This is a genomic window from Caldisericum sp. (genome assembly GCA_022759145.1).
Lineage (GTDB): Bacteria > Caldisericota > Caldisericia > Caldisericales > Caldisericaceae > Caldisericum.
In genome coordinates this window covers 29573-52763 of record JAEMPV010000069.1, presented here as the reverse complement: position 1 = coordinate 52763, position 23191 = coordinate 29573, and the positions used below count along the sequence as shown (strand labels likewise).

25 protein-coding genes are annotated in these 23191 nt (G+C 35.9%); 5 read left to right on the top strand and 20 right to left on the bottom strand.

Annotated elements, in window-relative coordinates:
- Together JHC30_05060 and JHC30_05055 are read right to left on the bottom strand one after the other, a co-directional pair.
- The coding region (locus JHC30_05060) for a methylmalonyl-CoA carboxyltransferase (GenBank protein MCI4463523.1) at positions 1-567 on the bottom strand (567 nt) is incomplete at its 3' end.
- Between the two features lie 89 nt (positions 568-656).
- Positions 657-1310: a biotin--[acetyl-CoA-carboxylase] ligase gene (locus JHC30_05055; GenBank protein MCI4463522.1), complete on the bottom strand. Its 654-nt coding sequence runs from the start codon at positions 1308-1310 to the stop codon at positions 657-659.
- Positions 1311-1403: 93 nt separating this feature from the next.
- On the opposite strand from JHC30_05055, the gene JHC30_05050 reads away from it, so the two are divergent.
- The 3 genes from JHC30_05050 to JHC30_05040 all read left to right on the top strand — a co-directional run bounded on the left by JHC30_05050 (position 1404) and on the right by JHC30_05040 (position 3447).
- A complete protein-coding gene (locus JHC30_05050; protein ID MCI4463521.1) occupies positions 1404-1913 on the top strand; it encodes a MogA/MoaB family molybdenum cofactor biosynthesis protein in 510 nt (169 codons plus the stop codon).
- The gene (locus JHC30_05045) at positions 1894-2244 is read left to right on the top strand and encodes a roadblock/LC7 domain-containing protein (protein ID MCI4463520.1); all 351 of its coding nucleotides are present in this window, start codon (positions 1894-1896) and stop codon (positions 2242-2244) included. The genes JHC30_05050 and JHC30_05045 overlap by 20 nt, the downstream gene beginning before the upstream one ends.
- A 78-nt stretch (positions 2245-2322) precedes the next feature.
- Positions 2323-3447, top strand: a complete 1125-nt coding sequence (locus JHC30_05040; GenBank protein ID MCI4463519.1) for a trypsin-like peptidase domain-containing protein — start codon at positions 2323-2325, stop codon at positions 3445-3447.
- A gap of 48 nt (positions 3448-3495) precedes the next feature.
- Here JHC30_05040 and JHC30_05035 read toward each other — a convergent pair whose 3' ends face one another.
- Genes JHC30_05035 through JHC30_05020 form a run of 4 tightly spaced genes read right to left on the bottom strand, consistent with a single transcriptional unit; the run spans position 3496 to position 8297 of the window.
- Entirely contained in the window at positions 3496-5742 is a 2247-nt protein-coding gene (locus JHC30_05035; protein MCI4463518.1) for a hypothetical protein, read from the bottom strand.
- Entirely contained in the window at positions 5743-6930 is a 1188-nt protein-coding gene (locus JHC30_05030; GenBank protein MCI4463517.1) for a methionine adenosyltransferase, read from the bottom strand.
- A 16-nt stretch (positions 6931-6946) separates the two neighbouring features.
- Complete coding sequence (coaBC, locus tag JHC30_05025) at positions 6947-8125, bottom strand: bifunctional phosphopantothenoylcysteine decarboxylase/phosphopantothenate--cysteine ligase CoaBC (GenBank protein ID MCI4463516.1); 1179 nt, start codon at positions 8123-8125, stop codon at positions 6947-6949.
- On the bottom strand, positions 8100-8297 hold the full coding sequence (locus tag JHC30_05020; GenBank protein ID MCI4463515.1) for a hypothetical protein: 198 nt from the start codon (positions 8295-8297) through the stop codon (positions 8100-8102). Before JHC30_05020 ends, coaBC begins: the two co-directional genes overlap by 26 nt.
- 130 nt (positions 8298-8427) lie before the next feature.
- Here JHC30_05020 and JHC30_05015 point away from each other — a divergent pair, with 130 nt between their 5' ends.
- Entirely contained in the window at positions 8428-9144 is a 717-nt protein-coding gene (locus tag JHC30_05015) for a glycosyltransferase (protein ID MCI4463514.1), read from the top strand.
- On the opposite strand, the gene JHC30_05010 is transcribed toward JHC30_05015, so the two are convergent.
- Genes JHC30_05010 through alr form a run of 8 tightly spaced genes read right to left on the bottom strand, consistent with a single transcriptional unit; the run spans position 9145 to position 17906 of the window.
- Positions 9145-10320 carry a peptidoglycan DD-metalloendopeptidase family protein gene (locus JHC30_05010; protein MCI4463513.1) on the bottom strand — a complete coding sequence of 392 codons (1176 nt, stop codon included), beginning with the start codon at positions 10318-10320 and terminating at the stop codon, positions 9145-9147. It abuts the gene before it with no gap.
- Positions 10310-11188, bottom strand: coding sequence for a hypothetical protein (locus JHC30_05005; GenBank protein ID MCI4463512.1), 879 nt, complete (start codon positions 11186-11188; stop codon positions 10310-10312). Before JHC30_05005 ends, JHC30_05010 begins: the two co-directional genes overlap by 11 nt.
- Positions 11181-11837 (bottom strand): ABC transporter ATP-binding protein, encoded by a 657-nt coding sequence (locus JHC30_05000; protein MCI4463511.1) that lies wholly within the window; start codon positions 11835-11837, stop codon positions 11181-11183. Before JHC30_05000 ends, JHC30_05005 begins: the two co-directional genes overlap by 8 nt.
- Positions 11834-12724: a YitT family protein gene (locus JHC30_04995; protein MCI4463510.1), complete on the bottom strand. Its 891-nt coding sequence runs from the start codon at positions 12722-12724 to the stop codon at positions 11834-11836. The genes JHC30_05000 and JHC30_04995 overlap by 4 nt, the downstream gene beginning before the upstream one ends.
- Complete coding sequence (gene prfB / locus JHC30_04990; protein ID MCI4463509.1) at positions 12687-13778, bottom strand: peptide chain release factor 2; 1092 nt, start codon at positions 13776-13778, stop codon at positions 12687-12689. The genes JHC30_04995 and prfB overlap by 38 nt, the downstream gene beginning before the upstream one ends.
- The gene (gene secA, locus JHC30_04985) at positions 13775-16201 is read right to left on the bottom strand and encodes a preprotein translocase subunit SecA (protein ID MCI4463508.1); all 2427 of its coding nucleotides are present in this window, start codon (positions 16199-16201) and stop codon (positions 13775-13777) included. Before secA ends, prfB begins: the two co-directional genes overlap by 4 nt.
- 10 nt (positions 16202-16211) lie before the next feature.
- Positions 16212-16733, bottom strand: coding sequence for a ribosome-associated translation inhibitor RaiA (gene raiA, locus JHC30_04980; GenBank protein MCI4463507.1), 522 nt, complete (start codon positions 16731-16733; stop codon positions 16212-16214).
- Positions 16734-16787: 54 nt separating this feature from the next.
- Positions 16788-17906, bottom strand: a complete 1119-nt coding sequence (gene alr / locus JHC30_04975; GenBank protein ID MCI4463506.1) for an alanine racemase — start codon at positions 17904-17906, stop codon at positions 16788-16790.
- A 55-nt stretch (positions 17907-17961) separates the two neighbouring features.
- Here alr and surE point away from each other — a divergent pair, with 55 nt between their 5' ends.
- A complete protein-coding gene (surE, locus tag JHC30_04970; GenBank protein ID MCI4463505.1) occupies positions 17962-18711 on the top strand; it encodes a 5'/3'-nucleotidase SurE in 750 nt (249 codons plus the stop codon).
- On the opposite strand, the gene JHC30_04965 is transcribed toward surE, so the two are convergent.
- Genes JHC30_04965 through JHC30_04940 form a run of 6 tightly spaced genes read right to left on the bottom strand, consistent with a single transcriptional unit; the run spans position 18708 to position 23140 of the window.
- Entirely contained in the window at positions 18708-19757 is a 1050-nt protein-coding gene (locus JHC30_04965) for an aminopeptidase P family protein (GenBank protein ID MCI4463504.1), read from the bottom strand. The genes surE and JHC30_04965 overlap by 4 nt on opposite strands.
- Before the next feature lie 10 nt (positions 19758-19767).
- The gene (locus JHC30_04960; protein ID MCI4463503.1) at positions 19768-20046 is read right to left on the bottom strand and encodes a hypothetical protein; all 279 of its coding nucleotides are present in this window, start codon (positions 20044-20046) and stop codon (positions 19768-19770) included.
- A gap of 5 nt (positions 20047-20051) precedes the next feature.
- Entirely contained in the window at positions 20052-20627 is a 576-nt protein-coding gene (locus tag JHC30_04955; GenBank protein ID MCI4463502.1) for a hypothetical protein, read from the bottom strand.
- The gene (locus JHC30_04950) at positions 20624-21208 is read right to left on the bottom strand and encodes a hypothetical protein (GenBank protein ID MCI4463501.1); all 585 of its coding nucleotides are present in this window, start codon (positions 21206-21208) and stop codon (positions 20624-20626) included. Before JHC30_04950 ends, JHC30_04955 begins: the two co-directional genes overlap by 4 nt.
- A 9-nt stretch (positions 21209-21217) precedes the next feature.
- The gene (pilM, locus tag JHC30_04945; GenBank protein MCI4463500.1) at positions 21218-22330 is read right to left on the bottom strand and encodes a type IV pilus assembly protein PilM; all 1113 of its coding nucleotides are present in this window, start codon (positions 22328-22330) and stop codon (positions 21218-21220) included.
- Positions 22331-22351: 21 nt separating this feature from the next.
- Positions 22352-23140, bottom strand: coding sequence for a prepilin peptidase (locus tag JHC30_04940; GenBank protein MCI4463499.1), 789 nt, complete (start codon positions 23138-23140; stop codon positions 22352-22354).
- Positions 23141-23191: the final 51 nt, after the last annotated feature.

Sequence of the window (23191 nt, the reverse complement as noted above, 5' to 3'; positions counted from 1 at the left end):
TGTTGCCTTTTCAGTCATAATAATAAAGTCCATAAGAGCAGGAGAGTAAACCGCTCCTCCTGCTGTAGGTCCTAACTGGACTGAAATCTGCGGAATTACGCCCGACGCCTTAACATTTCTGATAAAAATTTCGCCATACCCTCTTAATGAGTCAACTCCTTCCTGGATTCTTGCACCACCAGAGTCGTTCATTGCAACAAACGGAATTCCAAGTTTCATTGCAAGTTCCTGCATTTTCACGATCTTAAGTGCGTGCATCTCTCCAAGCGAACCGCCCTGAGCAGTAAAGTCCTGTGAGTAAACTGCAACTCTTCTCCCGTTAACCTTGCCAATTCCTGTTACAAAACCATCTGCAGGAATAAACTTCTTGTCCAAACCAAAATAAGTAGAACGAGTTTTTACGAATGGGTCAAATTCCTCAAATGTGTGAGGGTCAAGCAGGAGATTAATGCGTTCCCTTGCAGTAAGTTTATCTTTTCGATGCTGCTTTTTGACAATCTGAGGGTCTAAATTTTTAATCTTACTTTTCTTTTCCTCAAGCTCCTTTAGTCTGTCATCAATTGACATAATCTACCTCCCATAGATTTTTTAAAAAATAGATAGGAATCATAACAAATTCATGAACAAAAATCAATAAGTTTTTGTTAAAAATATAACTATATTTTTAAAGTTTCTTCATAAAAGTTTAGAACAGTTCCACTATATATTTCTGCAACTCCGTTATGGGTTTCAAGAAGCAATTCTCCATTTTTTCCTGCGCCTACAACTACCCCCTTATAAATTCGGTCAGATTCTATTTGAATTTCCTCATTGATAAAAACAAGATTTCTGTTGTATTCCTCTACGAAATTCTGGAAACCATTTCTTACAAATTCACCTAAAAGTTGCGTTTCCTCTTCCAGGATTTCATAGAAGAGAGCCGTTTGATCAATATTTGCAAAATCACAAATCCTTACCGCAATATTAGAAACAGAGGATATATCATTACAAACATTTATTCCAACTCCTGCATAAGTTAAATTACTCCTTTCAACAAGTATGCCGCCGAGTTTCTTCCTCCCAACAACAATATCATTAGGCCATTTAACCTTTACATCTTTAACATACTTTTTAATTGCTCTCATAATAGGAATTGAAAGAAATGTCGAAAAGCCAAGAATATTCTCCAATAAGAGTGCCTCTGTAAAAAATAAACCACCAAGCATTGAATCCCAACTTCTACCGTATTGACCTCTTCCCTTTGTCTGGGTATAAGAACGAATAACATAGGGAGGTTTAAAAACATCACTTAAGGATTTCGCAAGGTCCATTGTAGAACCACACTCATAAACCGATATTATCGTTTTAAAGTAATCCATACAAAATTATATTTGAATATTGGAAATTTTTGGTATCATTAATATATGAATGACTATAAACTAAAGGTTGCAGTAATCATTGCAAGCGACACAAGAAGCGCAGGCATAAACAAAGATGAAACAATACCGCTTTTGAAAAAGTTCGTCGAGGATGAAGGATGGATTTTAATCGACGCTTCCATTGTCCCCGATGAAAGAGAGCTTCTAAGAGACAAAATGATTTATTATGCAGATGTTCTGAAAGTAGATTTAATTTTAACAAGCGGAGGGACAGGACCTTCAAAGCGAGATGTGACACCTGAAGCAACAAGAGATGTAATACAAAAAGAAATGCCTGGTTTTTCGGAAGCGATGAGAATGGAAAATTTTAAAAGTGTAAAGACATCAATTCTTTCAAGGGGCATTTCTGGAATAAGGAATGATACCCTGATAATAAATTTACCAGGCAATCCAAAAGGAGCGATCGAATCACTTAATGTAATAAAAGAAGCAATACCGCATTGCATTGAAATAATGCAAGGAAGGGGAGGAACAAATGGACAACATACTAAATGAGCTTGCACAAATTGAAGGAGTTAGAGGTGTTGCAGTTGTAAGTACAGATGGCTTAATAGTTGAAGCAAAACTTCCACAGGACCTTGATCCCGATGCAGTTGCAGGAATGTGTGCAACAAGTTTCAGAAATAGTGTAACAACCGCAAAGGTACTCGGCTCAGGGAAAGTAAAACACGTTCTTATTGAAACAGAAACAGATTTTATAATTTTCTCTTCTATTGGCAACGGTTTCCTTGCAGTAGTTTCCACAAGGAAAGTAAACCTCGGATACCTTCGCATTAAGATTGATAGGGCAGTCAAAGAAATTAAAGAAAAGATGCTCGAAGAGTAGCATATTCATAATTTATTCACAATTTATCTGTAAAATCTTTGCGATTGGGTATATAATTTGATTAGCGGAGGTGAGAATATGGATGAATTTGAACACCAGGAACACAGAAGTTGGATTGTTTACCTTGTTGTAGGTATCATCATTGGAAGCATTATCGGAGGAATTTTTGGAACTTTCATAGTATTTAAGAATCCAACGCTTTTCCCATGGGTTGCAAATCAATCAATTGGTACTCAAACAGGGTCAAATCAAACAACTGTTCAAGTACCTACAAATCTTGTAGATATACAAAGCCAGGTTGAAGAAATTGCAAATAAAATTTCCCCTGCAGTCGTAAAAATTGTTTCTACTACACAGATTATCGATCCATTCTTTTTCCAGATTATTCCTCAGCAAGGTTTAGGTTCGGGTGTCATTATTAGAAGTGATGGGCTTATTCTAACTAATAACCATGTAATAGCAGACGCAACAAAGATTGAGGTAACTCTTTCAAACGGAAAGACATACAAAGGGGAGGTTTTGGGAACAGACCCAACATCAGACCTTGCACTTGTAAAAATTAATGCAACAGATTTACCTACAGCAACACTTGGAGACTCTTCAAAAGCCAAGGTTGGCGAATTCGTAATTGCAATCGGAAACCCATATGGATTAGACCATACTGTTACATTGGGCGTGATCTCTGCAGTCGAAAGGAATATAGATACAGGCGATAGCACAATGTATGGAGTCATTCAAACAGACGCTGCAATAAACCCTGGGAATAGCGGTGGGCCTCTTGTAAACCTTAAAGGCGAAGTAATAGGTATAAACACGATGATATATCAAAATGCACAGGGATTAGGATTCGCTGTTTCTTCAAATACGGCAAAAAGGGTTATAGATAGCATTTTAAAAACTGGAAGCGTTAAGTGGCCCTACTTAGGAGTTAAAGTTACAACAATGACGCAAGAACTTGCAAATGCGTATAACATAAAATATACAGAAGGCGCATTTGTTGCAGATGTAGTTGTAGGAAGTCCAGCATATATCGCTGGCATTAGAAAACACGATATTATAACTGCAGTTAATGATAAGGCAATTAAGACTTCAGATGACCTTATTTCAACAATAAGAAACTATTCGCCAAACGACAAGGTTAATATTACTGTATCAAGAAACGGTAAGATAATGAACTTTGAAGTTGTGCTTGGATCACGATAAAAGTTATTCGAGGGGGTGGATGTGCCCCCTCTTTTAGTAAATCAAATTTCAAAAGTCTTTGTAATCTACAATTGATGGTGCAGGATAGACTCTTAAAGATCTAATTCTCTTTTGATTAACCTCACTTAAACTATTGTAAAATTCTTTTGGCTTTAATTTTGTTCTTATACTAATCTCATAGAACTTTTTGCCATCCTCTATTCTCTCAGCAGGTCCGTAAACTTTTGCATCAGGATCATCAAGTTTTAATAAGCCCCTATCAATCCGCTCACTAAATCTAATTTCATATAAATAGGCAAATGGCGGGTAATATAATTCATATCTAAATGATAATTCGGTTTTGATAAATCCAAGTTCATTATCCTTTTTAAAGTTTTCAAGTATATAATTATCTTTTTCGTAAGTCTGGATAAAAATATCCCTGGGGAATATTTCAAATGCAGATTGCCTTAAATATTTAAAGGCTTCAAATGATGTATTAAATTCATCTCCATTCAAGAAAGTATCTGCGCTAACGAATGCAACAAGTGCAACATCATCGAACTTCAAATGTGAAAAAATCGCCTCTGTGCCTAAGAAAATAGTCTTTTTAAACTTAGTTGAATCATAGATGGTCTCTTCTCCACTTTCTATAATAATGAGATTCGCTTCCTTAAAAGAAGACTTTAAGGAATAAGACAGTTTTTGAATGCCGTATCCAAGATAAAGAAGAGACAGGCTTCCGCAACGCGGACAACTTTCAATAGGCTCTTCCTCATGCCCGCAGGTTGAACAGAATAAGATGTTTTTTTCTTTATCAAAAAATAAAGGACTTTCACAAACTGGACACCTGTGCACATACCCGCACTCTGTGCAAACAATAAGCGTGGAATAAGGCTTTCTATTAAGAATAAGTGCAACATTCTTCTCTTCCAAAAGTGCTTTTCTTATTTTGCTTTCGAGATACGATGTAAGAGGTGATAATGCTTCGGATTTTGCCTCCCTGCGCATATCAATAATCCTTTTATTTTGATTCTTAAGGTCTTTCAGATTCACTAATTCAAAACTCTTTTCTTTATGAAAAAAATACATAGTATCATCGAGAGAATAGGTGGATAGAATAAGAGAAATGTTTTCAAGTTCGCTTTTCTTGTAAGAGACAATTCTTGTGTCAAATGGAAGAAACTCATGAGGAATATGGTATTTTGAAGAAGCATCTTCAACTATCAGGAATTGAAGGTTGGGAATATCCACAAAAAGAGAAAAAGGTGTAGAAATTATTATGCGCTTGCCTAATCGCAACTGCCTTTTGATTTCATTTTTTTCCTTGTTAACACTTCCAAAAACAACCCCTGGGAATTCTTCCTTATACAATTCGCTTAAAATTCTTACAAGAGAATTTTCGTTAACTATAATCAGTGCAACACCATTTTCATTAAGATCATTTTTTAGAATTTTCGAAATGTAAGAAATTCTTTCTTTTAAACTTCCCCCATCAATAATAAGCCTTTTTGCTGAAGTGTTTAATTTAGGTTCGGCATTACTTTCCTCAACCTCTTTTATAACGCCCTCTTTCAAAAGTTCTTCTACTATCGCAAGCCCATCTCTAATCTTATATATTGCGTCATTGTAATGAAGGGCATTGTTCTTTTGAATTCTAAGTAATAAATCCCTCACTGACTTTTTTGTGCCCTTTTTATGAATTATATTCTCAAATAACTCAAAATTGTCAATCGTAAGCAGTTTATTTGAAGAGTATGGAATCTTATACGAAAGTCCAACGAGATTTTTCTTTTCAAGCTCTCTCAAAAAATTCTTTAGATATTCAATTTTTGTTTTTGATTTTTGCTTTAATCTTTCAAGCGTAATGTTGGAATTTTCAATAAGAATATCACAAATCAATTTTCTTTTTTCTGAATGTAACGAATTTTTAAAATTTGATAAAGCATAAGGATCCACAACTTTTATAATAGGGGTTAACTCTCCTTCGGTATATGTCCCGTAAATTTTATTTAAAAGGCTATGTATAGGGATAAGGAATGTTTGCGATACAAATCGAAAAAGTAAGGCAATACTTAAAGAAAAGAGGTTTTTTTCAACAACTTCAATTATACTTTTTATTTCTTCACTTTTTACAGAGTCCGGCAATTCATTAGATATTGTTAAGACATATGCAAGTTTTGGCTTATTATTTTTACCTAAGGGGACTAAGACTCTTGATCCAATATTTACTTCTAAAGAATCGGGGGCCTCATAGAAGAGCAAATCGTAAGGAAGATATGCATCTTCTATTGCGACCCCCAAGAACTTACTCATTTATATTTTTAGTTCGGTTTTAAGCGCATCGACTAAATCTGTTTTCTCCCAGGTAAATTCTGGCTCTTCACGGCCAAAGTGTCCGTAGGAAGCAGTTTTCTGGAAAATGGGACGCCTTAAGTCAAGGTGTTTTATGATGCCAAGTGGAGAAAGGTCAACAAGTTTAATGAGCGCTTTTTCAATTTCTGAATCAGGAACAATGCCTGTACCAAAGGTATCAACCATAAATGAGACAGGCTGGGTTTCCCCAATGACATAAGCAACCTGTATGAGGCACTCTTTTGCAATGCCTGCTTTTACTACATTCTTAGCAAGATAACGCATCATATAAGTTGCAGATCTATCAACTTTTGTCGGGTCTTTACCCGAGAAGGCGCCACCACCATGAGGAGCAAGACCGCCGTATGTGTCAACTTCAAGTTTTCTCCCTGTCATTCCTGTATCGGATTGAGGACCACCAACCACAAATTTACCTGTTGGGTTTATATGATATCGTGTATTTGGTGTAAGAAGATGTGGCGGGATAACCTGTTTTGCAATATGCTCTATAATGATATGTCTTGCCTCATCGCTCATCTCGTCAGTTTTTGGGTCTAATAGTTCTTCTGTGTGTTGTGTTGAGATTACAACATCTGTTACCTCTATTGCTTTACCTTCTTCGTATTTAAGAGTGACCTGTGCTTTACCATCGGGTCCTAAATATGGTGCAAGATTTTTAGGTTCGCCTGATTTTCTAACATTTGCTAGTCTTTGTGTGAGACCGTGCGCTAAAACAATGGGAAGAGGCATAAGTTGAGGTGTTTCATCAATTGCATAGCCATACATAATACCCTGGTCTCCTGCACCGCCTCTATCAACACCACGAGCAATGTCAGGAGATTGCCTTCCAACCGCATTAAGGACTGCGCAAGTCCTATAATCAAAGCCATACCTTGGAGAAGTATAACCCACCTCTTTCACGGTTTCACGCGTAATTTCTGATATATCAACCCATGCGTGAGTTGTGATTTCTCCGCCCACAATAATAAGACCATGGGTAACATAGGTTTCGCAGGCAACACGCCCTTGAGGATCTTGCTTTATTATTTCGTCTAAAATTTTGTCTGAAATTTGGTCTGCAAGTTTGTCTGGATGACCTTCAGCAACTGACTCAGTTGTTACGAATCTCTTTTTTTCATTTCTAACCATCTTTAACCTCCTTAAATTAAAATTTAAATATCTTAGAAAGCACAAATTCTGCTATACTTTCTTTATCTCCTTCAAATTCACCTAAAATACCATTCCTATCGATTAGTACAATTTTACCGTAATAACCCCCAATATTCGAAGTATCATTTGCAACAATATAATCAAGGTTCTTTTCTTCTAACTTCCTTTTTGCATTTTCAATAAGGTTATCAGTTTGAAGTGCAAAACCAACAAAAATCTTACTACCTTTGTATTTTGATGCCTCTTTTAAAACATCAACGGTCGAAACAAGTTCAAGATTAAGAGTATCGAGTTTGGGAAGTTTGTTTTCATTAAATTCTTTTGGTTTATAGTCTGAAGGTGCGGCAGCCATTACAAGCAAGTCAGCATTTTCTAACTCTTCTAAGACCCTATTATATAGATCTTCGGTTGTTACTGCTCTTACAATTTTTACACCACCTGGCAAATTTTCATTAACATTTGCCGCTATAAGAGTAACAGAAGCCCCAAACCTTCTTGCAACCTTAGCAAAAGCAATACCCATTTTGCCCGATGAGCCATTCGTGATAAATCTTACAGGGTCTATAAATTCCCTTGTTGCTCCACAAGTAACAAGAACTCTTAAGCCACTTAATTTTTTAGGAGATAATTCAACAAGTATTTCTTCTAAAATATATTCTGGCTCCTTTAACCTACCTTTACCCTTAGCAAGGTCGGCTAAAAATCCTTCGTCTGGTTCTATAATCCTGTAGCCATAGGACTTCAAGGTCTCGATGTTTTTTTGAGTTACAGGATGCAAAAACATATTCTCATTCATAGAAGGGGCAATAAGAATTGGTTTTTTTGAAGCAAGGAGTATTGTGAGAAGTAAACTGTCGGAAATACCGGAAGTTGCCTTTGCGATAAAATCAGCCGTTGCAGGCACTACCGCAATTACATCAGCCCACCTTGATAGATAAAGATGTATAGAAGAGCCTTCAACAACAGAAAACTGATCATCGTCAGTAAAAACTTCTTCAGCACCTAATGACAAAAAGGAAAAAGGAGCAACAAACTTTTCTCCGCCCCTTGTTATGACTACCTTTACTTTTAATCCTCTCTTTACAAGGAGCCTTAGAAGTTCTAAAGATTTATATGCTGCAACGCCACCTGTTACAGCAAGAAGAACTTTATTCTCTATTTTCGCTCTCCTTATTCAGAAGATATTCTTGTACTTTCCGAATAAAGTCTGCTGCATAAAATGGGTTATACACTGTAGGATTTAACTTGTACAACTTCTGCCCTTCATCAATAAGGACTTGTATTAACCTGTATTTGTTATCAATAACTTCTTTTAAAAGCCTTATGTACATTTCTGAATCTTGCATATCTTTCACCTCTTTTAAATTAAAAATATCTCAAATTATCTACGGCGTAAAAATATTTTATCAAAAATTTCAATATAGTCAATTTAAAAAGTTTTCTGCTTTTATTAAATATTCGTTATAATAGGGAGAAATGGAAAAGCATTTGTTCTTTTCAATAATAATACCTGCTCATAACGAAGAAAATTATATCTTACAAACCCTGAAAACTTTAGAAGGACTTGAATACCCTAAAGATAGATTTGAAGTTATTGTTGTTGAAAACGGTTCAATTGATCAAACATTCGCCTTAGTAAGTGAATTTAAGCAAAATACAACCCTTCCTTTAAAGACGATCAAACTTGATAGAAACGGCGTCTCTTATGCAAAAAATGTTGGGGCAAGCCTTGCTTCAGATGAATCAGAGTGGCTAATTTTCCTTGACGCAGATACACACCTTAAAAAAGATTTCTTGAAAGAATTAGAAGAAATAATTACAAAGAACGACAACCTTGTTATAATCGCAACATCGCTTAGACCTCTCGATAACTCTTTTAAAGCAAAAGCCTGGTTTTCTTTTTATAATTTTGGAAGATGGGTAAGTGAGAGTTCAATGTCTATTCAGATTGTAAGAAAGGATATTTTCGAAAGAATTAAATTCGACGAAACATTAACATTTAACGAAGACCTTACGCTTATAAAACAATCAAAAAAATTTGGAAAATTTTACTATATGTGGACAAACAATGTATTTACTTCAACAAGAAGATTTGACAAAGTTGGATATTTGAAACAGTTTTTAATATGGGTTTGGTGGAATATCATCCCATCAAGCAAGAGAAGGAAGATTAGTTATCCCGTCGTTAGATAGTTATGGTAAATAATCTCTTGGGTTAACAGGTGTCGATTTCCCCGTTTTAGGGTCGATCTTGTAAATAGAAAAGTGTAAGTGCGGACCTGTAGACCAACCTGTATTATCCGAATAAGCAATAATCTGACCTTGCTTCACTTCTTGTCCTTCTTTTACTGCAAAACTCTTAAGATGTGCATAAAGTGTTGAGAAATTTTGACCATGAGAAATAATAACTACATTACCATAACCTTCAAGCCATTTTGTTGCAATGACTTCTCCGGAGGCGGCAGCTTTAACAGGCGTGCCTGTTGGTATTCCAATATCAATCCCGTCATGAAATCTCCAGATATGCAGAATAGGGTGAAATCTCATTCCAAATTCAGATGTAATTGGACCTCTTGCAGGCCATATGAAATTGCCTGCATATATACCTTTCTTTCTCTGTTCCTCAATAAGTTTTTGAATTAATTCTTCTTCCTTTTCAATCTCTTCTTCAAGTTCGCTCTGTTTATACAATAGGTATGTTTTCTTCTCTTTCAAAGTTTCAAGTAACCTATTTTTCATATCGATTTCTTCAAGAAGGATATTTTCTTGTTCCTGTTTCTCTTTAAGAATAGATTCATATTCGCTTTTTGATTTCGACAACTGAGCTTTGTAACTTTCAAGCTGTGCTTTGTCAATCTCCGCCTGTTTCATCAATTTCTCAGTATAATCTGATATGTAACTTACGTAGGTTATCCTCTTGTAAACAGATTCTGGGTCATTGCCCTCGTAGAGAAGTTCAATCGGACTTATCGCAGTGAGCTTATATGAAAGATTAACCGCCTGTTCAAGTTCACTCTGTCTTTTTGCAATTTCCTTTTCTTTTTCTTTTATCTCGTTCTCCTTAAATGAAATCTGGTTGCTCAAGTCATCGATCTTTGCCTGAGTCTTCTTAATTTCTGCTTCAAGATAGTTAACCTCGCTTGTAAGGCTATCAACCAACGCATTAATCTCTTTTGTTGATTTATCAATGCTAACAATGTTTTTCTTTATTTGCTCAAGCTGTGCCTTGTATTGGGCAAGTTTCTTCTGTTCATCTTCAAGACCTGAACGGACATTTCCAGCACCAAAAAGCAATGTAATTAAAACTAAAATCGAGATGAATTTAACTTTATTCACTTTTACAAAATGAAATATACTTCTACTTAACATTTCTAAACCTCGAAATAGAAATAAGGCTTCCTATAAGAGAAGAAAAAACTGAAAAGGCAAGAATGTAGAATAGAGTTAGAGAAAAATTAATATTGTTAGAAACAGTTGCATAAGGGATGATACTTTGAACAATACCACTACTTAAAGCATTAACTTTATCAAGAAGATAATAAGAAATCCACCAGGACAAAAGGTTGAGAACGACTACAATTAAAATAAACGGTAGAAATGTAAATGTTGCGTCAGCGCCGATTAACCTTAAGACCCTTATATCATTTCTTCTGTAGTCAAGCAAAAGCGTCGTCGTGTTTTGAACGGTAAATATAAATTCGGCAAGAACAGCAAGCATAACTGAAACAAAAATAAGATAAACAACTTTTATTAAATCATTTATTTTATTTGCTGTATCTTCTGAAAATACAACAACATCAACCGTTTGTAAGTCCTTTATAATATCAGAAATTCGTCGCCCGAGAGTAATATCGCTTAATTCTACAGTTGCAGAATAAGGAAGGGGATTTTTATTAAGGCTATCAAGGATACCTTTGTACTGAGGGAATATCTTTGTAAATTCCTCTTTTGCTTGATCAGGTGTGGTCACTGTAACATGTTTAACTCCGTCAATTGCACTTATCGTTGAAATTGTCGAGTCCAAATCTGTGCTATTAAGGTTTTGTTTAAAAAATACAACAATTCGAACTTTTTCTTTAAGACTAAGCGAACTCTGAAAAAGTTTTGTGCCGATTATATAGGTTGAGCCAAGAGCAACCATACCAACAAGAAGCGAAAGCACTGTAATAATTGCAATCTTTTTTGTTTCCTTAAGCACAAGAAGAGTATGTCTTAATATATAGAGTATCCTATACATATTCTTTTCCCACTATCCTTCCTTTTTTTATTTTTATAATGCCTTTTGGTTTATTGCCAAATTCGATTAGATGATGAGTTGACATTATAACAGTTGTTCCACGCTCGTTAAGTGCCTCTACAAAATTTAAAACGGCTCTTGCGGTGTCAATATCAAGATTGCCCGTAGGCTCATCAAGAAGAAGTACTTCAGGCTCATAAATCAGGGCTCGTGCAATTGAAACCCTTTGTTTTTCCCCATAAGACAACTCTTTTACGAGTTTATACATTTTGTCTCTTAATCTTACTTCGCTCAGTGCACCTTCAACCTTGTTGTGAATTTCTTTAAATCCAACGCCTTTAAATTGCAAAGGTAAAGAGACATTGTCAAATACAGTTCTATCCTCTATTAAAGTTAAATCCTGAAAGGCAAAACCAATTTTCCTTCTCAAAAGCGTTTTGTTGTATTTGAGAACATTCTCATTCTCGAAAAGCACTTCACCTTCTGTTGGCTCTTCATCTCCTCTTATTATCTTCAAAAGTGTCGTTTTGCCCGCACCTGATTCCCCCATAAGTATAACAAAATCGCCCTTGTTAAATTTTAAGTTTACCTTATCAAGAGCAATAGTTCCATTTGGATAAATTTTTGAAACATTTCTTAACTCAATCATAGCCTCTCCTTCGGCGATTTAAAACCCTGCCCTATTATTTCAGAGGAATCACCAACAATTGTGAAAGACTCGGGATCGGTCTCTACAACAATACGTTTCACCTTCATAACCTCTGTATGTAAAACTGCTACTAAAAGAAGATCTCTTGGTTCATTTGTATAGCCACCTCTTACTTCAAATTCTGTTACTCCTCGTCCAATTTCTTCAAAAATCCTCTTTTTAATTTCCCCACCTTTTTTGGTTATTATAAACAGAACTTTATATGATAAAAATCCTTCCTGCGCAAGGTCAATTGCATAGTTAGAAACAAGTTCTGCAATAATAGAATAGAGAGGAATATTTATGTCTTTGAATACAAAGCCAGAAGCAATAATAATCAAAACATCCACAACCATCAATGCTTGACCAAAAGGGAGACCCGTAAAGTCATAGATTAACTGTGCAAGCAAATCAGTACCACCAGTCGATGCATAAAAACGAAAAACAAGTCCGATACCTGCACCCATAAGGAAGCCACCATAAAGAGCGGCAAGCATTGGGTCAGTGTTAAAGACAGGCAAAAAGGGTGCAAGGATATCAATCAAAATAGAGGAAAGAATTGTTCCAAGGATTGTCCCAAAGAAAAATTTAAGCCCGATCCTTCGCAATCCCAAAATTAAAAGAGGAATATTCATTAAAACAACAGTTGTACCTACCTTCAAGAGTGGGATATAGTGGTTTAAAATAATAGCAATACCTATAAAACCACCTGGTGCTATGTGGTTTGGCTGAATAAAAATATCGATAGCAATCGCATATATTAAAGATCCAATAAAGATACCCAAAACTTCTTTAAAAGTTTCAAAGATTCTATTTCTTTGATTTAAGGTAAGCCCAGATGAACTCATCAAGTTCTCCTTCTAAAACTTCGGTGACATTTCCAATTTCAACGCCAGTCCTGTGGTCTTTAACGAGTTTGTATGGTTGCAGGACATAGGAACGAATTTCATTTCCCCACTCAATAGAGCGAAATTCACCCTTAATACCCTTTAATGTTTCTTCCTGCTTTTTCTTTTCAAGAAGAAGCAATCTTGATTTTAAAATCTTCAAAGCCATTGCCTTGTTCTGCGATTGGGAGCGTTCGTCCTGGCAGGTTGCGGTTATACCTGTCGGAATATGGGTTATTCTTACGGCTGTTTCTACTTTTTGAACATTCTGTCCGCCATGACCGCTTGCTCTAAATATCTCAATCTTAAGGTCTTTTTCATCAATCTCAACATCTTCAACATCCCCTAAATCAGGAACAACCTCAACAAGTGCAAATGAGGTGTGTCTTCTCTTGTTTGCATCAAAGGGAGATATACGGACAAGCCTATGAACTCCTGACTCTCCCTTGAGAAGTCCGTATACGAACTCTCCTTTGACATAGACTGTCGCACTTTTAATACCTGCTTCTTCACCAACTGTTTGGTCGATTATTTTTGCTTCAAACCCTTTTTTCTCAAAAAATCTTAAGTACATTTTAAGAAGCATCTCTGTCCAGTCCTGTGCATCCACACCGCCTGCGCCTGCAGAAAAGGAAACAAAAGCATTAAGATCGTCGTAAGGGTCATTTAAGAACCTCTCTATTTCAAACTCTTTTGCAAGATTATTCGCATTTTTCAAAAACTCTCTAAGTTCATTATCAAGGTGCTCTTCGGACTCTTCATAAAGTTCAAGCATGGTTTCAAGATCGTTTTTCAAGTTTTCGAGTTCTTTGAATTTTGAAACCTCTTTTTTTGTTATTGATAGAAGTTTTAGAATCTCTTTTGACTGTGGATCCTTCCAAAAATCAGGATTAACCGTCCTTGATTCAATATCTTTAATTTTTTGTTCCCGCTCTTTTAGCCATTCGGGGTCAAGGAGAGAATTTATTTTCTCAATTGTTTCTAATGCTTCTCTCTTTGTTTCGTCTGTTATCATCTTTTCTTTTTCTTGTGTTCTTCTTTTTTATTATCCTTCGGCTCTTCTTTCGAAAGTTCCACTCTATAGAGCATAAAAACAGTATCGTATTTAATCCTATCAAGCATAGCATCAAAAAGAGCTCTGCTTTCTATCTGGTATTCAAGAAGTGGATCTTTTTGTCCATAGGCACGCAAACCGATACCCTCTTTTAATTCGTCCATGGCATAAAGGTGGTCTTTCCAATTTGAGTCAATATTCCTTAAAAGAAGGTACTTTTCCACATTTCTCATTATTTCTGGTGTGAAACGCATTTCTTTTTCTTCATATAGTTTTAGGGCAAGATCTTCTACGCTTTCAATCAACGCTTCTCTTTTTATAGTGTTAGCATTTTCAAGTTTGATATTTCTTCCCAAAAGGTTACTTAATGCTTTTTCAAGTTCTGACCGTCTATCATCATCAAGTTCATCCTCAACAAAGTGGGCGGAAATGGTAACACGTATAACTTCTTTTATCATATCTATTATCTCTTCTCTTATGGATGGCTCTTTCAATATTTTTTCTCTTTCCTTATAAATAACTTCCCTCTGTTTTTCAAGAACATTATCATAATCAAGAAGATTTTTTCTGATGCTAAAGTTATATGCTTCAACCTTCTTTTGAGCATTTTCAATTATACGAGATAATAAAGGATGTTCGATAGGCTCATCTTCGTCAACTTTAAGAGTTGTTAAGAGGCTTTTCACCTGGTCTCCGCCAAAAAGCCTCATCAATTCATCCTCAAGAGACAAATAGAACTGAGACTCTCCTGGGTCTCCCTGCCTTCCTGAACGTCCTCTCAATTGATTATCGATTCTTCTTGCCTCATGCCGCTCAGTTCCAAGTATAAAAAGGCCACCTAATTCGGCAACGCCTTCTCCAAGTTTTATATCGACACCACGTCCTGCCATATTTGTTGCAATCGTAACAGCCTTGTATTGCCCTGCGTCCTTAATAATTTCGGCTTCTCTTTCATGGTATTTTGCGTTAAGCACATTATGTGGAATGCCCACTCTCTTTAGCATTTTCGATAATCTTTCGGATTTTTCAATCGAGCGAGTCCCTACAAGGACAGGCTGTCCCTTTTTGTAAAGTTCCTCTATCTTTTTAACAATCGCCCTGAACTTCGCATCTTCTGTTTTAAAAACAACATCTGGATGGTCGATTCTTATAACAGGTTTGTTTGTTGGAATAACATAAACATCAAGGTTATATATTTCCTTGAATTCTCTTGCTTCGGTTAGAGCAGTACCTGTCATACCTGCAAGTTTTTTGTACATCCTGAAATAATTCTGGAAAGTTATTGTTGCAAGTGTCTGGTTTTCACTTTGGACTCTTAAACCTTCTTTTGCCTCAATTGCCTGGTGCAAGCCGTCGCTATAACGTCTCCCAAACATAAGCCTTCCGGTGAACTCGTCAACAATGATAACTTCACCATCTTTTACAATGTAATCAACATCTCTATGGAAAAATTCCTTAGCTTTCAGAGCCTGGTTTATGTGCTTAACTAAATCTACGAATCTTTCATCATAAAGATTATCAATACGAAGCATCTTTTCAATTTTCTTAACACCATCTTGCGTAAGAGATGCTGTTTTTAATTTTTCGTCCGTTTCGTAATCGATATCCTTTATAAGATTATCTGCTACCTTTTTTGCAACATAGTACATTTCGGTTGATTCTTCTGCAGGACCTGAAATTATCAAAGGAGTTCGTGCTTCATCTATAAGGATGCTATCAACTTCGTCTACAATTGCATAGTAGAGTTCGCGTTGCACCATATCGAGAGGAGAAACAACAAGGTGATCTCTTAGATAGTCGAAACCAAACTCGTTGTTTGTGCCGTAAGTTACATCTGCAAGATAAGCTTCTTTTCTTGAACAAGGCACAAGCTTAGTTGTAAATTTTTCTCTATCGTCCCATTCAACAAGAAAGGCTTCTTCATGCTGGATTACTCCAACTTTAAGACCTAAGAACTTGTAAATGGGTCCCATCCACAGAGCATCTCTTTTTGCAAGGTAGTCATTCACGGTAACAAGATGTCCGCCGTGACCAACAAGCGCATTAAGATACAAAGGAAGTGTTGCAACGAGAGTTTTTCCTTCACCTGTCTTCATCTCTGCAATACCACCGTGAAAGAGGACAAGCCCTCCGAGAAGTTGGACATCAAAGTGCCTCATGCCAAGAGTGCGCTTTGCAACCTCCCTAACAACCGCAAATGCCTCTACAAGAATATCAGAGGTCGTCTCTCCTTTTCCAAGCCTTTCCTTAAACTCTTCCGTCTTTTTTGCTAATTCTTCATTAGAAAGAAGAGAAATAGAAGCTTCCGCCTCATTTATCTTTTGAACTGTATCCCAGTATTTTTTGAGGTTCCTTTTAACTGGGTCTAAGAAATCTAAAAGCATATTATCAGTATTATTGCGGCTTAATTAAACCGTAATTACCGTCCTTTCTTCTATACAAAACATTTATTTCGTTTGTCTCTTCGTCTCTAAAGATAAAGAAATCGTGCCCTAAAAGTTCAATCTGAAGTACTGCTTCTTCTATACTCATCGGCTTTACAGGGAATGTTTTAACTTTCGTTATTTTAGGAAACTCACTTTCCTCTTCTTCAATGCTACCAAAGAGTTCCTCCTTGGGTATTCGCTTCTCACCTTTTAACCTGTCTCTTAGTTTCTTTACCTGTGTTTCAAGTTTCTCAACAACATTATCAAGTGCTTCATCAATTAGAGATCCCTTACCAACTCCTCTTATTATCTTTTGAGAAGCAAAAATCGTTACTTCCAATTCAAAAACACCTCTAACCTTATTAATCACTACATTTGCTTGCTGGATGTTGTCGAAGTATTTCTCTAACTTTCCAATTTTCTTCTTGATTTCTTCCTCTGTATACTCTGGTAATTTTTCAATACCCTTTGCTGTAATTGTTATCTCCATTTTATCTTACCTCCTTACTTAAGTATATTATATTATTCGATTTTTTTCAAACCTTCACTTATAGACTCGCCTTATTCGTTTGTTTAGCCTTGTTAGAATTTCGTAAGGGATTGTATTCGATAATGTTGCAAATTCCTCCATAGTGATTTTATTTTCACCCTGGGTGCCGATAATTATAACCTCGTTTCCAGGGTGAATGTATGGGAAACCAGTTACATCAATCATCATCATATCCATTGTCACCGTGCCAACAATTGGAGCCTTCAATCCTTTAACAAGAACATACCCACGGTTAGAAAGATTACGGGGAATACAATCTGCATATCCTATTGGAACAGTTGCTATAAGTGATTTCTTTTCTGTGATATATGTCCCACCATAACTTATTTTTTCACCTTTCTCGTACTCTGTAACTTTAACAATCCTTGTCTTAATAGAGATTGCCTCTTGAAAATCGTTAATGATTGTAATCTTCTGAGGGTTTGGGGAAATGCCGTAAAGCAAAATACCAGATCTTACTGTATTGTAATAAGCACTTCTAAAGTTTAAAATCGCAGCACTATTTGCCGCATGAATAATCGGGGGCAATGCCTGTTTCTGCTTAAGATAATCCAGCACATCGTTAAAACGTTTTATCTGAAGATTGGTAAATTCGATATCAGAGTCTGCTGATGCAAAATGAGTGTATATTCCTTCAACATAAATGTTTTTCATTTTACTTAATTCATCAAAAACATAAGGCGCCTCGCTTACTGAAATTCCAAGCCTATGCATACCCGTGTCAACCTTCACATGTATTCTAAGCGGCAACTCAGACTCGTACTCCTTTAAACGCTTTATAAAATCTTTGTCAAAAAGAGTAATACGAATTTCATTAAGTGAAGCTAAGTGAAGTTTCCTCGTATCAACATACCCGAGTACAAGGATCGGCTTACTGATTTGAACTTCACGCAAGAACAGTGCTTCTTCCATTGAGGCAACCGCAAAGGCGTATGCGCCTGCATCTTCAAGAGCCTTTGCAATTCTTGCTGCACCAAGCCCATATGCATCTGCTTTCACAACGCAAATAACATTAGAAGATGTTTTCTCCTTTATCTTAAGAAAATTGTTCTTAATTTTACCCAAATCGACTTCTACCCAGGTGGGTCTATTCATCTCTATTTCGTTTTCCATAAATAACTCCTTGCAAAATCACAATAAAAGTATATCATTATATTGTGAAAAAACAATGAACATATTAATTACAAATGACGATAGTATTGAATCAGAAGGAATAAAAATACTCGCAAAATATCTTGCAAGTTTGGGGAATATTTTTATTGTTGCCCCTCAAAAACCGCAAAGTGCTGGAAGTCATGCAACTACACTTCATAAACCTCTTCGCATCGAAAAGTACCCCTTGGGCATTGGCGAGGTTTCCTCGTATAGAGTATCAGGAACACCTGCAGATTGTGTCCTTCTTGCAATAGATGTAATTGTTAAGGATAACATTGATATAGTTGTTTCTGGAATTAATAGAGGACCAAACCTTGGAGATGATATTATATACTCTGGAACAGTTGCAGGCGCAAGAGAAGGTGCAATAAACAATAAGCTTTCTTTTGCAATTTCTGTAAACGATTTTGAAAATCCTAATTTTGAATTAGCAGCAAGTAAGTCAGTAGAAATAATCGAAAAACTCTCAAAGATAGTAAAAAATACAAGCACATACTTCAATATAAATTTCCCCAACAAGAACGAGATAAAAGGAATAAAATTCGCAAGGTTATCAAGAAGAAGATATAGAGATAGGGTTCTAATTGGAAAAGATCCTTTTGGTAAAGAATTCTACTGGATTGGTGGAGTGTTAGATGATCCGTATGAAGAAGGAACCGATTCTAAATTCATAAAGGAGGGCTACGCTACAATAACCCCCCTCCTTATAGATCAAACAGATTATAAAACCTTACAAGAACTTTCTAATATATCGCTTTTTTAAACAACGATTATTTCATGAGGCAAATTAATTAGATTCTCTACTGAATCTTCCCTTACTATTACTGTATCTTCGATTCGTAAACCAAATTTCCCTGCAAAATAGACACCCGGTTCAATTGTAATTACCATATTTTTTGAAAGAGTATATTTAGACCTTGCATTCACATAGGGAAGTTCGTGTATTTCAAGACCAACACCATGCCCGAGGCCATGTGTGAAGTAAGTACCATATCCATGGTCATTAAGGAAATCCCTAACCACCTTATCGACATCAGCGGCACGGACACCCTCCTTTGCATACGCTCTTCCTAATTCCTGCGATTCCTTTAAAACATCATAAACTTTTTTTACTTCATCTTCAACTTCTCCAATTGAAACAATTCTTGTTGTGTCTGAAGCAAAACCTTCAAAAAATACACCAAAGTCAAAAACAATTGGCTCATGGGCTTTCACGGTCTTTTTCGAAGCAACACCATGAGGGAGTGAGCCTCTTTCGCCTGATGCAACAATAGTATCAAAAGAAGGCTTTTCGCCGCCAAATTTCTTAAAGCGGTATTCAAGTTCTGATGCAATATCGAGTTCCGAGACTCCTTCTTTTAGAAGTTTAATTGTTTCAAGGAATGCTTTCGTAGAAATATCACATGCGGTCCTAATTTTTTCAAGTTCCCAATCATCTTTAATCATCCTTAATTCCTCAACGAAATCAGTTGTTGGAACGAGAACAAGAAAGCCCAAACCCATAAGCATCCTGTAAAGGTTAAAAGGAATTTTCTCCTCAATTGCAAGAAAGTGGACTCTCTCTCTAACAAGAAGTGGATTTAACGCATCCTTAAGATTAGACCATTCGATTACTTCAACTCCAGCGGATATCTCTTTCTGTGCTTGTTCTGTAAAACGGGAATCAACAAGCAAATAAATTTTGGGTGGAGCAACAACCGCAAAACCTTCTTCCCCTGTAAAGTGGGTAATATATCGCACATTTTGGATTTTACTCACAAAAAGTGCATCAACATTAGCGTTGCCAATTTTTTCGAAAAGTTTTTGCACATTGTCCTCCTTATTCGAATGGGTTACGTTTGCCAAGGGTATTTTCAGGTGGAATTAAAGTAGGGACCTGTAAAGTCCTATTTTGAATTTGCTTATCTACAAATTCAATATTTCCTCTTTTTACCTTCGGCAAGGTTACATTTTTCACTTCTTGTACCTTAAAAATATGCGGCAGTAATAAATTCCACGCTACAAATACTACGACAATAAACAAAATTATTACGATTGTCTCTTTCGAAATTCGAAGAGACTTTTTTGCGGTTTTTTCTTTCTCATCTGTCTTTGCCATGGTTATCACTTCCTTTGTGAAAGGTTTATAGTACCTTTTACATTTGCAATATATTTTTTTGCACCACTTTGATCAGTTACTTTTGAAATTGTTAACTGCGTTATCGTTACAATCTGTGGATAATTATCCTTAAGTAATCTATTAAAAGCAGTAATGTTATCATAATTTGGCGCTTCGTATGAGAGTGAGAAAGAAGGCATTGCATTCTGTGTCTCTGTGTTCTTATCAAAATTGAGGTTTGTTATCTTACCTCCGCTTTTATTGGCAATTGCAACAAACTCCTCGGAAAAAAGAAATTCGTCGCTTTGAGGGGGCAAAATTTGCTTAAGTGTCGCAAGTCTTTCGTTATAAGTGCTTATTTCCCTCTCAATAGAACTAAGCCTTTCCTGTGCAAGTAAAAGAAGGTTTAGATGTTCTTCAGCTTCCGCTATTTGGTCATTTAGAGCCTTAATTTCATCAATCTTTGGCACTACTACATACATGTAAAACAAGACAGCAATTACTACAAATAGAATAACTGCAATTATCATTTTTGTACTGATATTAAAACTCATTGGTTTGTTTAAGGTTCCTTCTTTCATTTCCCCATCCCCTTCCATTGAAATGAAATTGTAAATGTTACATAGTTAGGTGAATTTGGAACTTTTACATACGGGATATTGTACTGATCAACCGTGAGATTCACAATGTTAGGATTTTGAGATAAACCATTCACAGTCCATGCAAGGTGTTGAAGATCAGTAGTATGTCCTACAATTTGCACAATTTTTTTATCCTGATCAACATTCAAGTTCTCTATAACTGTCTCTTTTGGTATCGAACTTGCTATATCAAGTAGCAAATTATTGAAATCAATCTGCGTATTTACAAGTTTCTCTATTGTTGTTTCATAATAGAACACATCATCGTCAAGTTTATTCCTCAAGTTCAATGTGTCCTCAACCTTCTTAAGAGATGCGATACGTGTATTTAGATCATTAAGATATCGGTTTTTATTATAAGCTTCGTAGTAAAGACTTGCATAAATAATTGCAAAGATTAAAAGAAGAACAATACCAATGTTTATTATGGTTCTAGTTTCTCTGTCAATCGATCTTTTTATCCTCTTTTTATGAGGCAAAAGATTTATTTCAATATCATAAAAATCCAATTTTGTTTCCATAAATTCACCTCACTTTTTTCTTGCTAATTCTTTCTTTTTCTTCGCAACCTGATGTTCTTTCAGTGCAAGACCCGTTGCAATTGCAAACATAGGTGCCATCTCATAGAGATACTCCTTTGTAAAGAGATTGGGGTCGTATTTTGCAATATCAGCAAATAATCTGTTTACAACTGATGGGAAACCTGTTGTCTCTTCAATATACTGGTCAATATTCTTGGAGTTGGCAGTTCCTCCTTCAAGGATTATTGTCACTTCAGCCACCTTACCCTCATTATACTTTGCAAAATAGTAACTAATGGATCTTCTAATTTCGAGTGAAAGTTCGTTAAGGTCTTCCTCAACAGCTTTAAATATTTGTGAGTCCTTGTTTGCTAAATCAAGTTCTTCACGTTTCTTATTTTCTGCAAGTTTTGAATCAATCCCAAAGTAATAAGCAATTTTATCGGTTAGCCTCTTTCCACCCCACGGAATAACCCTCGAAAAACGCACAAGCCCTTTATCTACCATATTAATAGAGGTATAATTGTGACCGATATTAATCGCAGCGATAACCCTCTCGGAGTCTTTTGAAAATTCACCAAGATACCTTAAAAGCCTTAACATAGAGAATGCTTCAACTTCAATAGTTACAAGTTCAAGATTGAGACTCTTAAAAAGTTGAGCAGTAGTTTCTATAACTTCGATCGGAGCAGCAGCAAAAAGAATATAAAGTTTTTCTGCATTCCCTTCTTTCACCTTGCTTAATACCTGATAATCAAATGCCATTTTGTCGATTGGAGCAGGAAGAATTTTCTCAACCTCCCATTTGATTGCTTCGTGAAGTTCTTGCGGGGGAAGATCATCCATAATGAGTTCTTTAACGGTCACAAGTTTACCTGAAACATTTGTAGCAACCCTATTCCCAATAAACGAGTATATACTCATAAGTTGCTGCAGAATTTCCCTCATCTCGTCAAATTTTTCAATTTTTCCCTCAACTATAGCACCTTCAGGCGTATCAACCACGCCAAAATTAACAAGTTTGAGATCGTTTCCTTTTCTTTCAAACTGCGCCATCTTTACATAACCCGACCCTAAATCTACTCCAATAATTGGCGTTTTACTTCTTGCAAAAATACCCATAAGAACCTCCTCAAAAACATTCTAAAACAAATTTAAATAAAATGCAATAATATAATTTCCAAAAAATATTGCAAGGATAGAGGCAATAGCCATATAAGGGACAAAAGGAATTTGTGTTTTCCCACCCTTTTTACTTACAAGCATAATTAAAATCCCAACAATTGCACCTATAAAAAAAGAGAGGAGGAAGGCAACAATCCCTAATCTTAAACCGAGAAATGCCCCAATCATAATACCCGCCGTTAAATCACCTTCTCCCATACCACCCTCTTTATAAAAGATTTTAGAAATTATAATTATAAGAAAAAACAGAACAGCATAAAAAATAACACCAAAAATAGTATCCTTTAAATTGTGAAGAGCCCCAAACAAGAAACCAACCAAAGCCCCGGGGATAACAACAGAATCAAAAACCACTCCTTCAAATAGATCTATAAATGCAACAACAATTAGAAAAGAAATAAAGATAATGTATTTAAAGGTAAGAAGCGAAAAGCCAAATTTCAAGTATATTAAAGCAAAAAGGATACCAGTAAGGCCTTCAATAGTAGGATAAATAGGAGAAATTTTTGCCCCACAGTACCTGCATTTACCTTTTAAGAAAATATAACTAACTATCGGAATTAAGTCAGAACTTGATAGTTTATGGCCGCACTTTGGACAATGTGACTGCGGAAAGATAAGAGACTCGTGACGAGGCAATCTATAAATAACCACATTAAGGAAAGAGCCAACAACCGAACCGAGAATAAAAAACAAAATTCCGCCAAGAATTCGATAATAATCTAAAAAAAGTAAAAGCGTATCCATAATCAAATTATACTAAAAAATGAAATTTGTTATAATATACAAGGAGAGAGG

What these genes read in the sequence shown, in the direction of transcription:
- JHC30_05055 (MCI4463522.1), bottom strand. Translation starts at nt 1,310, where the DNA reads ATGGACCTTGCGAAATCCTTAAGTGATGTTTTTAAACCTCCCTATGTT.
- JHC30_05050 (MCI4463521.1), top strand. Translation starts at nt 1,404, where the DNA reads ATGAATGACTATAAACTAAAGGTTGCAGTAATCATTGCAAGCGACACA.
- JHC30_05045 (MCI4463520.1), top strand. Translation starts at nt 1,894, where the DNA reads ATGGACAACATACTAAATGAGCTTGCACAAATTGAAGGAGTTAGAGGT.
- JHC30_05040 (MCI4463519.1), top strand. Translation starts at nt 2,323, where the DNA reads ATGGATGAATTTGAACACCAGGAACACAGAAGTTGGATTGTTTACCTT.
- JHC30_05035 (MCI4463518.1), bottom strand. Translation starts at nt 5,742, where the DNA reads ATGAGTAAGTTCTTGGGGGTCGCAATAGAAGATGCATATCTTCCTTAC.
- JHC30_05030 (MCI4463517.1), bottom strand. Translation starts at nt 6,930, where the DNA reads ATGGTTAGAAATGAAAAAAAGAGATTCGTAACAACTGAGTCAGTTGCT.
- JHC30_05020 (MCI4463515.1), bottom strand. Translation starts at nt 8,297, where the DNA reads ATGCAAGATTCAGAAATGTACATAAGGCTTTTAAAAGAAGTTATTGAT.
- JHC30_05015 (MCI4463514.1), top strand. Translation starts at nt 8,428, where the DNA reads ATGGAAAAGCATTTGTTCTTTTCAATAATAATACCTGCTCATAACGAA.
- JHC30_05010 (MCI4463513.1), bottom strand. Translation starts at nt 10,320, where the DNA reads ATGTTAAGTAGAAGTATATTTCATTTTGTAAAAGTGAATAAAGTTAAA.
- JHC30_05005 (MCI4463512.1), bottom strand. Translation starts at nt 11,188, where the DNA reads ATGTATAGGATACTCTATATATTAAGACATACTCTTCTTGTGCTTAAG.
- JHC30_05000 (MCI4463511.1), bottom strand. Translation starts at nt 11,837, where the DNA reads ATGATTGAGTTAAGAAATGTTTCAAAAATTTATCCAAATGGAACTATT.
- JHC30_04995 (MCI4463510.1), bottom strand. Translation starts at nt 12,724, where the DNA reads ATGAGTTCATCTGGGCTTACCTTAAATCAAAGAAATAGAATCTTTGAA.
- prfB (MCI4463509.1), bottom strand. Translation starts at nt 13,778, where the DNA reads ATGATAACAGACGAAACAAAGAGAGAAGCATTAGAAACAATTGAGAAA.
- secA (MCI4463508.1), bottom strand. Translation starts at nt 16,201, where the DNA reads ATGCTTTTAGATTTCTTAGACCCAGTTAAAAGGAACCTCAAAAAATAC.
- raiA (MCI4463507.1), bottom strand. Translation starts at nt 16,733, where the DNA reads ATGGAGATAACAATTACAGCAAAGGGTATTGAAAAATTACCAGAGTAT.
- alr (MCI4463506.1), bottom strand. Translation starts at nt 17,906, where the DNA reads ATGGAAAACGAAATAGAGATGAATAGACCCACCTGGGTAGAAGTCGAT.
- surE (MCI4463505.1), top strand. Translation starts at nt 17,962, where the DNA reads ATGAACATATTAATTACAAATGACGATAGTATTGAATCAGAAGGAATA.
- JHC30_04960 (MCI4463503.1), bottom strand. Translation starts at nt 20,046, where the DNA reads ATGGCAAAGACAGATGAGAAAGAAAAAACCGCAAAAAAGTCTCTTCGA.
- JHC30_04955 (MCI4463502.1), bottom strand. Translation starts at nt 20,627, where the DNA reads ATGAAAGAAGGAACCTTAAACAAACCAATGAGTTTTAATATCAGTACA.
- JHC30_04950 (MCI4463501.1), bottom strand. Translation starts at nt 21,208, where the DNA reads ATGGAAACAAAATTGGATTTTTATGATATTGAAATAAATCTTTTGCCT.
- pilM (MCI4463500.1), bottom strand. Translation starts at nt 22,330, where the DNA reads ATGGGTATTTTTGCAAGAAGTAAAACGCCAATTATTGGAGTAGATTTA.
- JHC30_04940 (MCI4463499.1), bottom strand. Translation starts at nt 23,140, where the DNA reads ATGGATACGCTTTTACTTTTTTTAGATTATTATCGAATTCTTGGCGGA.